Raw genomic sequence first — 14,454 nt, forward strand, 5'->3', positions numbered from 1 at the left:
TTAGTCTGTAAATTTGACAAGTTAATTGAAAATTTCATTATCATAAGCAACCGGAACTTTTTCTTTTTTAATTGCCTGCTCAAGTCCAACCTGAAATATCTCTTCATCATTATTGTAATAAGCATCAGGATCATTGGACATAGAATATAAGGGTGAAGAGTCTCTGATGGAGGATCTAGTTTATCTCGAAGTATTTTGCTATCGTAATCTGCAACCAAATGAAACGTTAAGCCATAATCCTTCACTCCGGTATTTACCTTAAGGATTTTAAAATTATTTTCTCTCGGGATATTGAATGCAGGTACGGAGAGTAGGTCGAATTTGTTTTTTGCTTCCATAAAAAATGTAATTTAAATTATGGTGCAAATGTTCTATTATTTATAGGGACTTATCAGGTCGGGGGGATAAAACCTGATAAAGAGTATAAACATTAGACATATGGATAATCGTAGATGTATTTAAGTGCTTTCTCCTTGTAAATATCAGAAGTATATGATATATCTATTTTAGACCTAATTTCCACATTTATTTTCTCAGCAATCATACGATAGGATTTTTCCAGACTTAGAGATAGAATATTTACTTCAATTAAAGCCTCTGCAATTCCACGTAATGCACTTTTTTTTCTTTCGGAAATTATTGATTTTCCGTTATTTGTTAGACTTAGATCTTCCAACATTTGTAGTATATATTTCTGTTTAGCAGGTAATATTGTTTTTTCGAAAGTTACAATACTTTCTGTTTTAGCATGTGGGGGGTTAGTAGCATTAACCTTTTCCAAATCCGACTTATATTTTTTTAAAAAGCCGAGGCAATGGTTTACGAAACTTAAAAACATATAATTGTTTACATGCTCTCTGATGTCTTTTATTTTTTTTAATTCAATCCATTCTAATCCTCCGGTATCAAGATCAGAAAATGGTCTACGCATTTGTTTTACAAAATCATTATCCCTTTCGGAAGACCTGATAGCATTGATAAAGTTTTGCCCATATTCCAGTTCCCAATCTTCAATCAGTTCTTTGTCGTACTCTTTGTAGAAAGTCCAATCCGTAAACTCAGCTATTAATTTTGATAAATAAATATTTTTGTCAAATACACCGTCTAATTTTAAAAGATTACTAGAGACCTCCCAGTCTAGCTCCTTTTTGAGATTTTGCCATCTGAAATAATTGTCCGCCGGTGTTTTACTTTTATGAAGTTTAATAGGCAGTGTTGACAAAGCTCGATATAGAGCATCAGTTGAGATATTTAAAGATTTTGGCATAAAACCATCACCATACATTTCCTTTATATATGCTACTTCAATATCGTCAGGTTTCGTTTCAGTATTTTTACCATTATTTGAAACTATATCTGATAAGCCTTGAATTTTATTCTGAGTAAAAGTTGCAGCTTGACTCACGAACCTTCCTAGGTGATAGTTATAAAAAGTATATTGCAAATTGTTTATAGTCTCGTAATAATTAGATGGCATGCTATCGTCAAAGATTATAACTTTAGATCTTATCGCATTTATTAATTCGTTATCAATGTTGTCAGAGGTGAGAACATCCATTATGTTTAAATCGTAATCTATTAGCAATCCTAAATAAAGTTGTTTTTTTACATAATTTCTATTTAAAAAATTTTGTAATGAAAGGCTAACTTTTTCTAAATAATCTTGTTTATTCTCCGATCTCAACAAACTTAAATTATCCAATATTTCTATCTTCAGTTCTTGCAATGAGTTTTCCCATTCATAATAAGATTTCAGTGGTGGTTCCTTTGTAGGATTCTCATTCTCAATTAATTTTAGAAATTTGGGTAATTGTATATTTGCTGTATTATAACCTCCATTAGAATTTAATTGTGAAAAATTTGAATAAAACGTTCTGTACAATGACATAAATGATTCTTTCAAAAATTCAAAATTGCGGGTATAATGTTTCCAAAAATGGTTTGAATATCTTTTTTGCCATGTTTCATTTTCTTTATAGGGCATAGGATTGGGATACCAATAAGCATCATGAAATTTCAATTGGAAAGCTTTATGTCTTTTAGGAGGAGTAAATGTTTCAAACTGTTTAGCAGATAATGCTAAATATTTATTGATTTCAAATTGATTTAATGGTCGAATTTTACTCATTATAAATTCTTGCATTCTTTTTGCTAAATCTGTTGCAATGAATCTTCCAAAGTATCCCGGATCAAAACGATTTTCACTCCCGAAGTGTTCTGTTTTCTTTACATATCTCACTCCTTCCCACGCCATCCAATCTTCTAATTCTTCGACAATGTATACTGTGTCATCATTCTGGTCCGGCTCTCGAACGGGAATTTCAGTACTCGTTATGTAGAAAGCCTGTTCCTTAGCAAACTTCATTTTGTTTGATAAGATATCTTTGACTTGCTCATTCCACTCCGGATCTTTTATTTCAGTTATGCCATATTTATGGAATAGGTCAGCTTTGTTGAATTTTTCAAGCTGTTTAGAAATAGCTACAGACTTCTCTTGAGGTGAAGGACTTTCTAAAGAATCGAGATATTTTTTAAGATAAGCAGTTCTTACCTTTTTGATATTATTAACAAAGGTAGTTGCATATCTTTTCCATTGTGATATATTTTCAATACCATAAGTAGCTTTAACATTATTGTACTGGGGATTCTTTGGGTCTGCAAGATAGTCATCCAAAGAGAAGGTGTTACTTTCATCATCAAATTGCCATACGTCATAGACATCAATAATTATTTGGGCTTGTAAATAATCCTTGCCTTCATGTTTCAAAGGTAACTTAGCAACCAACTGCATAAGCTGATCTACGTATTTAGAAAGTTGTTCGTCTGAAAGTCTCGCCATATACCAACAGGATTTAGAAAGTTAAATTACAAAATTATCCAAATAAGTCAGTAAATTCTAATCATCAGAATTAATACTTTAAAATTATCCTGTGTTTTTGCTATAAATTTTCTTCAATACTAATATCAGACTGAAATTTAAATACGCCTCAAAAAAACGATAACTTTAAGAAAAAATACACATAACTTATAAGACTTATTATGAACTTTTTAAGGCCACCATTAATAAAAAGTTCTTTAGATACTTGTAGCGGGGGACTAGATTTGATCGAAAATAAAAACCTCTATCCACCTATTTTTAGAAGGAATTATTTGGTTGAAGAAAAAATTGGAAGAAAATTATCTAGATGAAATAGAATTTCGAGCAAAAGATAAAAACAATTATGTGATGATTATTACTATTGAGAATAATGATTTTAGGGAACTAATATAATTTTTGGAAATCTTTTTTTAATATTTGATTTTCGGAGTCTAAAATGATATTATATGGCTTTCTTTTCATAATTTTATAATATCTCAAGTTAAATTCCATACCTAAGAAATGTTAGTAAATAAATCTGTAATAAGCGATATAAAAACAATCATTGTCCGTTCGAAAGACAATGCTACACGTGCCGTAGATCATCAGCGGACACTTATGTATTGGCATATAGGTAAACGAATTTTTGAAGAAGAACAAGAAGGCAAACACCGAGCAGATTATGGTAAGTTTCTTATTAAATATCTTTCAGAACAACTACAACCTGAGTTTGGAAGTGGTTTTTCTACAAGACAAATCAATCTTTATCGCCAGTTTTACAGAACATTTGAGAATGTGCATACACTGTATGCACAATTGAGCTGGAGCCAATATAAACTATTATTAAGTGTTGACAGTCAGGATAAAAGAGCTTTTTATATTGCCGAAACGGTAAAAAATAATTGGACTGTTCGCCAATTGGAGCGCCAAATCTACAGTAGTCTATACGAACGGCTTCTGTTGAGTAATGATAAAGAAAGTGTTTTGGCAATAGCAAGGAATGAGAAGCAGCCTTCTGATGCAAAAGAAATAATCAAAGACCCAATGTTTTTGGAGTTTCTTGGTTTGAAAAGAGAAGCATCTTACTACGAGAGAGATTTGGAAAATGCCATTATAACGCATTTACAAGATTTTTTGTTAGAATTAGGTAACGGTTTTTCATTTGTGGCAAGACAGAAAAGAATACATATTGAAGGTGATGAATTCTTTGTAGACTTAGTTTTCTACAACCGTATTTTACAATGCTTTGTAATCATCGAAATGAAAACAACAAAACTTACCCATCAGGATATTGGACAGTTGCAGATGTATGTCAATTATTACGACCGAATAGAAAAACTGCCACACGAAAACCCAACTATTGGTATTTTGCTTTGTGCCAATAAAAATGATGCAGTAGTGAAATTCACACTTCCAGAAAGACAAAAGCAAATTTTTGCAAGCCAATATGAATTGTATCTGCCATCAGAACAACAACTTTTGGAAGAATTGAGTAAAGAGTTGGAAAGTTTTGAAGAAAAGGATAATAAATTGAAAGATAGTTAAAATTGAATATTAAACGGCGTATCAGAATATAGCAGAGGTATTGAACAAATATTCGTAACAAACCGACATCCAAGAAATATTAAAATTACCAACGAAGTAATCTTAAATTATATTACGGATTGACAAATAAGGAAATTGATTTGGCTCAAAATATTTGGGGTAAGTTGTCGAAATAGAGGTTAAATAGAGGAGAAAAATTATAATATATGGCGAACATCAGATTAAATATATTGCCTGTTTCTGAAACTAACTTTTCCTTTAAAGTATTCAGAAAACTGAAGAAGGAAAATGACATAAAAGAAGAAAAAGTATATCAATATCATCTTCCGATTGCAGAAGATTTGAAAGAACGTAAGTCTTTTTTGGTGTCTTTTGAATCTAAAGAGGGTTTTGACGAGTTTATCGTTTATGCAAATTATGCAATAGGATTAACTAAACGTTTTTTACTGAAAAAATTATTTGATACATTAACAGCAAATGCCTGTTCACTTTCTTTTGAAGTTAAAAGACGATTTGCAGAAGAACAAATCGAATTTACCTTAAACAAATTCCAAGAAGGGAAACAGATAATTTCGTTATCACCTTTTTATTTAGAGGAACAGAAGCGATTTGGGTTTATTATTGATTTTAGATTTTCAAAAAACAAAGATTTGCCATTCAGTAGAGAGGTTCAGGTTTTCAGTTTAAGTTTGGATAAACAAGGACGAAGTAACAAAAATTACTATTCAGATAAATTCAAACTAATCAATAGCTTTTTGGAGAAAGTTTATAATGAAATTCAAGTCATAAACCAAGAAGATGGCAATCTAATTCATATCGAAAGAGATTTAGTTGAAACACCCGTATTTCAACTAAATAAGAAAGAATACATTTTTAGTAATAAAAGTTCTGCCAATTCTCAATTTCAAGGTATTAGGAATTATGGACCACTTCATAAAATAGAGAAAGAGGTTATTTTCGCATTTATCTTTGAAGAACGATTTAAATCATTTGCAAACGAATTGTTTTTAAGTTTAACTGGAAAATCAAATCCAGGGACTTTTCCAGGATTTGAACAAATGTTTGGTGTGAGGCTAAATACCAGCAATGTAAAAAAAATTCCGATTGAAGGCTTTTCTAATACAGAGTTGCTCAAAATAGTTGATACAGTAAAGATATTACAAGATTCTGAATCGGATAAAAAAGTTATAGGTGTATATATTGAAGATTATGCAATTGATTTTGAGGATATTTCAACTTCAAATCATTACTATTTTTTAAAATATAATTTTATAAAAAACAATCTTGCCTTACAAGTGGTGAACTATCGAAAATTAGGCGAACGAAATTCTTTGAAGTGGTCAACTTCCAATCTAGCATTAGCAATGTTTGCTAAAATGGGCGGTATTCCCTGGGTAGTTAAACCTAGTAACAATAATTGTTTAATCCTTGGAGTTGGCAGTTCTCACAAAAGAGATGATGAAACAGGATTTATAACCAAATACTTTGCTTACACAGTATGCTTAGATTCAAGTGGTCTATACAAAACGCTTGAAGTATTAGCAGACGAAACAACTGAAGCAAATTATTTAGAAACGCTTAAAAACAATTTAGTAAAAATACTTAGTGATGGAAGAATGACTAACTATAAAACTTGTGTTTTACATCTGCCATTTAAGATTAAACAAAAAGAAATTTCGGCAATATCAGAAGCAATACAACAAATAAATGATATTGATTTTGTAGCAATAAAAGTGAACCTTGAGAATAAATATTTTGGATATAGTTTTCATAATACACTTGTCCCATATGAAAGCAGTTTTGTAAAACTATCACGAAGCGAATATTTGGTTTGGTTTGAAGGATTGCTTTATGGAAAAGAAGTTGTAGACAAAAGACTTTCTAACCCTGTTCATATTCAGTTTTTAAATCTGGGAACTTCTAAGGGATTTGATGAAAGGAAATATTTGCAAGATGTACTAAACCTATCGGGAGCAAATTGGAGAGGATTTAATGCTAAGTCTATTCCAATTTCAATATACTATTCTCAAATAATTGCAAAATATACCGAAGCGTTTGAAATAATTGATGGGTATGAAGAAAATTCTATCTCAAATGATAATCCTTGGTTTTTATAAAAAAGTAATAAAATGGAAATAAAAGGTGAACATTTATTGTTTTTACTTGGAGCAGGAGCAAGCGTTGATGCGGGTATTCCTATTTCAAATCAAATGGTCAATAAAATAGAAGACTTAATTGTTAAACACGAAGATTGGAAATCTTACAAAGATTTATATTTCTATTTAAAAAGCAGCATCAACTATTCTGACGGAATTTTAGGAAAGTTCAATGAGCTTTTTAATGTCGAAAGATTGCTTATTGTTATTACGGAAATTGAAAAACGTGAGAGTAATATTATGTATCCTTTTATTGGGACTTGGAACATTCGTTTACTTGATTTAGCAGGAAACAATTTCGAAAATATAAAGAAGTTTCATAAACTAATCAGAAAACAACTTACTGAATGGGTTGGGCTGAGAAGCTATGATGATGCTAATTATTTTCAATCATTTTCATCCCTTTCAACTGATGTAGGAAACCTGATGAAAGTTTTTACGCTTAATTATGATATGTGTTTTGAAAACATTGTAGGTAAAGATAAAACGATAGAATTAGGATTTACAAAAGAAACGAATGAATGGCATCAATCAAACTTTGAAAATAACGAAGGCAAGCATTATAATCTTTATAAACTTCACGGTTCAATTGATTGGTATTTATCAGAAGAAAAGCTGCATAAAAGCCAAAAGATAGAATCGGAACCTGAATTAATATTTGGTATTCAACACAAAATGAACTCTGTTGACCCATATTTTTATTATTCTTCAGTTTTAAGAAATTCTTGTCTGGATGAAGCTAAAATTATTGTTGTTATTGGATATTCTTATGCGGATGATTATGTAAATATCATTTTAGCGCAAGCACTAAATTCACGTAGTGAACTTAGAATAATAAATGTTGCACCACTATTTGGCGGAGACGAAAAAAAAGGAAAAGATTTTATTATGCAACGCCTCAATCTAAAAAGTGAAAATCAACTGATAAATATTGACAATACAGCTAAGGAATTTATGACAAATATTATGAACAAAGAATTTTTTGAGACTAACATTGGTGAACCTGAAGGAGTTCCATTTGAATAAGGTAATCAATTAACCAAAGTAAACGATAGAGGAGTGATAGGTAATAACAAGTTTTGCCCCTAGTAAATGGTCAAACCTCTCAAAAAATTTAGAGTTAGTAAATCCAACAGAGAATTAATAAGTAAATTAATTAAATATTTTAATATAAAATTTGATCTATACACTGTAGAATTCTAAAATTATTTTATCCTAAATAGATGAAAATTGAGGTGTACTGGCGAAATGTATCAATTATCACCGTTGCAGTCGGGAATTGTTAATTGTTTAATTTACAAGGATTTATAAGATTGAAGGTGTACAGAAGTAGTACAAATGTATATTTAAATTTATCGCAAAATATTGTAAGATATTGGTTTGCAAGTGTTTATTGTGACGAGATTCGTGCGGAAAAGTAGAAAAAAAAGATGTTGCAGCATCTTAATCGTGTACCACTTTTGTACATCTTTATATCTTTAAAGTACCATAAATAAAGGAATCTTTAGGTACTGTATCGGAAAGTAATTATTATTTAATCCTTTATTTCTCCGGATTTACAACAACTTGCATTTATTCATTTTCCTTTAAAATATAGTCTAACATTAAAATGGTTTGTTTATTGATATTCAATTTTAATATCATAAAAACTTTATTATTAATATTGAAATAGGAAATGTATTCAAGGAAGTATTTGTAATGCTATTTAGACCTGATAAAATAAATTCTTTTTATTTTAAAATATTATTCAATATACACACTTTAGTGATTTGAATCATAACTTATCTTCTCGATATTTATAATATTTACAAAAGAATATTCAGAATAACCAACTAAATCGGTTACCGGTTCAAATAATATAAATATGGAAAATATATTCAAAAATAAATCTGAAAATGTAAAACTCGTGTCTGATTGGCTGCAACACAAAATGAATCAACAATTTAATTCTGAAATTAATCTGTCCCGGGAATATGCTATTGATATTGATGGATCAGGTTTGATTATTCCTACCGAAGGTTTATCAAAACTAAATTACGAGCAAAAGTCATATCTCTCTACCATGATAAGATCAATAAACAGTCGGGAAGTTTCTTTTGAAGAAATGAATTCAGAACTTAATCTGTAAATATTTCATTTATAATTCTATGAAAAACAAAAAACCGCTAAAAAGCGGTTTTTTTATCAATATGATTTCTTATATAATAAAATCTAATTTGTTGTTGCTTTCCAAAAACTCCATCTGGTTCCGTTAAACACAGCCAGTCTTTTAGAACCTGCTTTATTTACATAAACCATCATACCAGGTGCAGGATTCACAACGTTTTGTACATCCTCAACCGTTGGCAAAATCATCGCTTTGGATGCTGATTCAAGAACCAAAACTCCATCAGCGCTTGTAGTAGCACTACCAACGATTGTTTTCGCTCCTGCAACTTCCGTAACTTGTGCTGACGTAGGTTGAGAAGCTAAAGCAGAAGTAATGTTTCCATCCTGTCCGCTAAGATCAATCCATGAGCCGTTGAAATATTTCACTCTTGCTGCTGTTCCGGAAGTGGCATCCAATGCAATTGTTCCTTCTGTAGGTGTTGACGGCATTGTTCTTACATAAGGTAAAACCATTCCTTTATTTTGCCCTGCAGCAAACTCTAAAAGTACTGAACCCTTCTGGTTTGCCGGCGCAGTACCAACCGCATCACCAATAATAACCTGAGCATTGATCATAGCAACGACTATTGTAAATGCAGCTATATATATTTTTTTCATTTCTTCCTTAATTTTTATTTTAAATACTTTAAATGATTATCCTGAATTCTGTAAACTATTTTTACGGACAAGCAGGTGTAGAAAAACAAAACCATCCTGTATTGGCAGGAACTGCTGTATCTACTGTATAAATTTTAAGACATTTAGCCGTTGTATCATAAACCATCATACCATCTACAGGTTGAGTAATAGCCGAAAGACCTGTCGTAGGAACTCTCGTAATTACAAAGCCTTTAGTATTTGATTCTAAAACAGTATGTGCTCCGGTTCTGATCATTGGCCAGTTTCCTTCTGCAGCTCCTGCTCTTTTAAGAAGCGTAATACCATGTTGAGCAGCAATACCCGTAGTTGTCGTATTCGGAAGATTGTAGCATGCACACTGAACGATATTCAGTCCGTATCCTCTACCGGTAATAATTGTTGCTCCTACAACAGCTTGAGTAATTGTTATTGTATTACCGGAAGAAGTGTTCCAAGGTATTGTGTTAAATGAATTTCCGTTGAAAAGTTCAAGCGGGAAAAGTGCTCCACCTGCAGTTTTACTTCCGTACATAGAAACTACACCTGTAGGACTGATTACTACTCTGATAAGTGGTGCAGCAGCAGATCCTGAATAATTGTATATCAAAGGAGTATTCACTTCATATTGATCACCATCAGCAAAACGAATATTAATTCCGGGTACTGCACCAGACTGGAATTCAATTTCAGAAGATGCTATTTTCACACCATTTACAGTCATGTTAAAGGAATTGTCTATAGAATAAATGTCAAACACAAATCCGTAATTCGTTGCAGGCTGAACAAATGTTTTTGGTGTTCCAAATGAAGTAGTAAAGTCTTCTCCTCCGACTTGTTCCGTACATATTGCTGCCGCTGTATAAGAAAGCGATAAATTTTTGATATTGTTACAGCTTCCTCCAATACCATTATTAGTACATTCTGCCTGTGCGTCTGTAGGCTGTACTGTCGGATCAGGATTCGTTGCATCAGGGTCGGTAACGTCATTAGGACGTAAAATACCTGCTTTAAAATTTTGATTTCCTGAATTCACACCTGTGGTTACATTTAATTTTATGGTATAACCGATTTCACAACCGTTCGGAAGATCAATAGAAGATGAATAGGTTCTTGTTGCAGCATTATAAGTTATGGCAAGTGACTCGGTACCACACCCTTTACCATCAAATACAACCGATTGAGGACTAAATCCAACAGGAATTGTAAACGTAAATTTAGATCCTGTAACTGCACTTGGTCCATCATTTTTAGCTTTTACATAAAAAGTAACAACATCTCCGGGAATAACAGCTGTTTTATCTGCAACTGCCTGAGAAATCTTAAGATCCGCAATTTGAGTAACAATAGGTACAGGCTGTGTTTCAACAGGACCTTTCACAAATGCCCAGGTATCCATTGACTTTACATCACCAAACTGACCACCCGTTCCTGTACCGTTTACTCCCCAAATATGTCCATTTATATTACTATTTAATCCTGCGCTATTTACAGGCGGTAAATGAGAATTGTTTTTAGGTGAAGAATTACTACCGTTATTAACATTTGGAATATCAGTATCGTTCCAGTAAACTGTACTTGACGCAACCTGAGAAAGATCATCTTTGTTCAGCAACTCAATGATCGTTCCGAACCTGTTGTATTCCATATCAATATACGGAAAGTGCACCTCTGTTCCCTGAAGCTGAACTGAAACATCCGCCTGATGAATTCCCACTGGAAGAGGCTGACCTGCTCCATCTTTTCCATCCCATAATATGCTGTTGGCATTGGCATTGGCAAAACCCAGCAAAACTCTTTCCGTAAAAGTAGCAGGAGTGGCGCTGCTCTTAATGATGATCGTATACTTTGCGGGTCTGTTGGAATTAAATTTAATATATCCTCCCTTCGAGCTTACCTGCCCATTTGTACCTTCAACTCCCTGTGTATTCAATGAAGTTACAACAGGTACAATAGGAGTTTTTCTCAACCAGGTACTGTTTCCCGGTACTGCACCAACGCTGGTTTCAGGCAGATCTGAAGAAGGCAGGGTGTAGAAGATTTTGTGGGTAATCTGCTGTGTTGTTGAGTTTGAAATATCTGCAGACGTAGGATTTTGTACATCAGTACTAGATAGGTTTGTAATATTTAAACTCTTATAAACCGATACTCCACTGGCATTTGTAAAACCGTTGTTGTTGATAAAAAACGAGAAGTACAACCCATTATTACCATTATTATTAATTCTATAAATAAAACCATCGTCCGTCAATCCGTATACAATTCCATAGAATCCGTTGGAGCTCGAATTTTGGTTTCCGTTACTCATATTAAGCAAATTTGCATAAACACGACCATTGATAAATCCGGTGTTTGCTGTGTTGATAACGGAAATATCCCATGCATAAATACCGGCCGTGTTATCCTGCGTCCAGTTTGAGTTTGCAAGAATAGTGGTGCTAGGAATTGTAGTACCTCTTGCAAGAAATTCTACCCGATAGATACCTGTCCCTCCGCTTGGAACCAGATAATATATAGGTGTATATTTAGTACTTGAACTTTCATTAAAAAGCTTAGGGCCGTTTTTTTCCTGATCTCTACTTGCGATTTGACCGGCGTTATTATTATCTACAATAAGGGTACCTGATGGATTGTACATCATGATTTTTGCATTACCGGCAAGTTGCGCACTGGATGCTAAAGTAATTCTCTCTCCTTCTTTTGCATACACATAATGCGTTCCGTTTGTAGGAAACGGCCATCGTTCTGTATCCGGCGTTAAGCTGGATCTAAGGTAAGCACGGTATCCTGCTTTTCCGTTCGGGTATAAATCTTTTGAACCATCAGCAAATAAAAAGCTGTTGCACAAAAGAGTGATAAATAATGTCAAAAATAATTTTAAACTGACATTTGTTTTTAGTTGATATATTTTTTTCATGGATGAGGGTATCATGAGTTTTGATAATATGATTTTAACCCAAAGAAATAATCTCTGAGCAAAATGTTTATATTTTGAAGAAAATTAAGGGTTTAGAGCCTTATTTCTCGGATTGATAAGAATTGAATATGCCTCTTGACTGACAAGAAATTTGCCATGGAAGCAAATTCAAAAGATGTTGCGTGTGGGGAAAAATCACAAGGGAAAATCAACACCTGTTGAACAAGGTGCTGAAAGAAGGTGTTAAACATTTTCATTCAGTTTCAGTTTGAGCAGCAAAAATACACAAAATCATTTAAATAGCACATCCCTACCTGATTTTTTAACCATATTTTAATATGGATTGAATAATTCGTAACATAATCGTTTACATTTTGTAAAATATTTTTTATACCTTATTGGGAATTCATCATCATTATTTATTAATAATCAACAGTTTACACATCAAAACAACACCTCCAAACAGCGTCTGAATCATCATTTATGACATTTATCATTAATTATTGAAAATTATTCTTCAAAAGAGTAATCTTATCCAAAAAGTATAATCATTCGAATAAGAATGTATTTTGATAAGATAACAGGAAATTAAAAATCAAAAAAACTCTGCCGAGTCTCTTTGTATTGTAAAATAAAGCACACTGTTTTTCAGACAATTAACAGATCAGCAAAAGTCGGCACTCTCCCTTATTTTCCACAGGAGCTCGATGAACACAGGGTAAAACGTTTTGCTCAGGATGATCTACCGCCAATCGCCAAAGATGACCATTTCCCAAATTGGTGGGTTGTGCATCGGGCTTTGGTTCGTAATGCAAATCGAAGAAATTTTCTTTAAGAAAAGATTCAAAATCACCTTCTGAACCGTCATATAATTGACTAAGTTTTTCACGAACTTCAGGAATCAATATTTTTTGTACAACTTGATTATTTGGAATTATATCACTTGCTGCACCATAATAAGTACACAAAAAGGTATCTGTTCCAATTGGTGAGCGGTCTACATGATAAGAATATACATCGGTTGAAATAAAATCAAGCTCATCATCACGATCATAATTTTTAAGTAAATTAAGAGAAGGAGAAGCTCCGAAATCTGATAATAATTGCAAATCACTTAGCATAATTTCTCTTGCAACACTCCCCTTTTCAGATAAGTTTAAAACCAAAAGCTCCTCAATAGAAATTTCTGTAATATTTTCTTTTAACTCAAGCTTCGAAACAATTTCTTCAAAATCTCCGGTTAAACTTCTTTCCCAACACAGAGCATTTACTTCCCCTTGAAACTTGGTATTTACCAATTCAGAAAAAGAAGAAACCACTTCAACCTGATTATTTTCAGAAAATATATCATTTATCATATCAATTTCACAGACTTAATTATCTGCAAAAATAATAAACAACAGTGATACAAATTTAAAGTTAGATCACTTCAAAAACATTTATGCAAATAACCCTACCCTTCCTAAAAATATTTCAATCAAAAATCCGTAACTTTGCCGCCTACGAAAAATTTTATGGAAAGTATTCAAGTTCACGACAAAACTTTTGTTCCCTATTTAAAGGATGCCGAAATTCAGGAAATTGTAAAAGCAACTGCTCTAAAAATTCACGAAGACTATAAAAATGAAGTTCCTGTTTTTATTGGTGTTTTAAATGGTGTTATCATGTTTTTTTCAGACCTTCTTAAACATTATCCGGGCTCTTGCGAAATCGCTTTTATCCAGATGAGTTCTTATGCCGGGACAGAATCTACAGGAATTGTTTATCAGAAAATGGAATTAACGAAAGACGTAAAAGACCGTCACATTATTCTTGTAGAAGATATCGTAGATACCGGAAATACTGTTGAAAGTCTTTTCAAATATTTTAATGAAACCCAACGTCCGAAATCTGTAAAAATTGCTTCATTCCTATTGAAACCTGAAGTTTATAAAAAAGATTTTAAACTTGATTATATTGGAAAAGAAATTCCAAACAAATTTGTATTGGGTTACGGACTGGATTATGATGAGTTAGGGAGAAACCTACCGAATTTATATCAGTTGGAAGACGGACAAATCAATCACTAAAATGCGATCAGCTTCTAGCTTTTGGCTATTAGCTTTTAAAAATTATATCTAAGTAAAAAGTAATTATTAATTTAAAAATGCTAAGAGCAAGAAGCCATTCGCCAATTGCCAATAGCGAAACCACAT

9 protein-coding genes are annotated in these 14,454 nt (G+C 32.4%); 5 read left to right on the forward strand and 4 right to left on the reverse strand.

The features are described 5' to 3' along the window. Nucleotides 1–430 precede the first annotated feature (430 nt). A complete protein-coding gene (locus tag BA768_RS06160; protein WP_065720108.1) occupies nt 431–2,839 on the reverse strand; it encodes a hypothetical protein in 2,409 nt (802 codons plus the stop codon). 540 nt (nt 2,840–3,379) lie between these two features. Here BA768_RS06160 and BA768_RS06165 point away from each other — a divergent pair. The 4 genes from BA768_RS06165 to BA768_RS06180 all read left to right on the forward strand — a co-directional run bounded on the left by BA768_RS06165 (nt 3,380) and on the right by BA768_RS06180 (nt 8,686). Continuing rightward, nucleotides 3,380–4,402 (forward strand): YhcG family protein, encoded by a 1,023-nt coding sequence (locus tag BA768_RS06165; RefSeq protein ID WP_065720109.1) that lies wholly within the window; start codon nt 3,380–3,382, stop codon nt 4,400–4,402. A gap of 206 nt (nt 4,403–4,608) precedes the next feature. Continuing rightward, nucleotides 4,609–6,519 carry a Piwi domain-containing protein gene (locus BA768_RS06170; protein WP_065720110.1) on the forward strand — a complete coding sequence of 637 codons (1,911 nt, stop codon included), beginning with the start codon at nt 4,609–4,611 and terminating at the stop codon, nt 6,517–6,519. Between the two features lie 12 nt (nt 6,520–6,531). Beyond that, nucleotides 6,532–7,584 (forward strand): SIR2 family protein, encoded by a 1,053-nt coding sequence (locus BA768_RS06175; protein ID WP_065720111.1) that lies wholly within the window; start codon nt 6,532–6,534, stop codon nt 7,582–7,584. An 838-nt stretch (nt 7,585–8,422) separates the two neighbouring features. Then, entirely contained in the window at nt 8,423–8,686 is a 264-nt protein-coding gene (locus BA768_RS06180) for a hypothetical protein (protein WP_065720112.1), read from the forward strand. A gap of 83 nt (nt 8,687–8,769) precedes the next feature. Here the strand turns inward: BA768_RS06180 and BA768_RS06185 are convergent, their stop codons facing one another. The 3 genes from BA768_RS06185 to BA768_RS06195 form a co-directional block, all read right to left on the reverse strand. Continuing rightward, entirely contained in the window at nt 8,770–9,324 is a 555-nt protein-coding gene (locus BA768_RS06185) for a hypothetical protein (protein WP_034679454.1), read from the reverse strand. Nucleotides 9,325–9,385: 61 nt separating this feature from the next. Then, nucleotides 9,386–12,211: a DUF11 domain-containing protein gene (locus BA768_RS06190; RefSeq protein WP_165601775.1), complete on the reverse strand. Its 2,826-nt coding sequence runs from the start codon at nt 12,209–12,211 to the stop codon at nt 9,386–9,388. Between the two features lie 704 nt (nt 12,212–12,915). Further along, entirely contained in the window at nt 12,916–13,617 is a 702-nt protein-coding gene (locus tag BA768_RS06195; protein WP_123947071.1) for a DUF1826 domain-containing protein, read from the reverse strand. Between the two features lie 156 nt (nt 13,618–13,773). Between BA768_RS06195 and hpt the strand changes: the two genes are divergently transcribed. Continuing rightward, entirely contained in the window at nt 13,774–14,328 is a 555-nt protein-coding gene (gene hpt, locus BA768_RS06200) for a hypoxanthine phosphoribosyltransferase (RefSeq protein ID WP_065720114.1), read from the forward strand. The last annotated feature ends 126 nt before the right edge of the window (nt 14,329–14,454 follow it).

Origin of the sequence: Chryseobacterium sp. CBo1, assembly GCF_001693475.1 — a bacterium.
In the GTDB taxonomy this organism is placed as follows: domain Bacteria; phylum Bacteroidota; class Bacteroidia; order Flavobacteriales; family Weeksellaceae; genus Chryseobacterium; species Chryseobacterium formosense.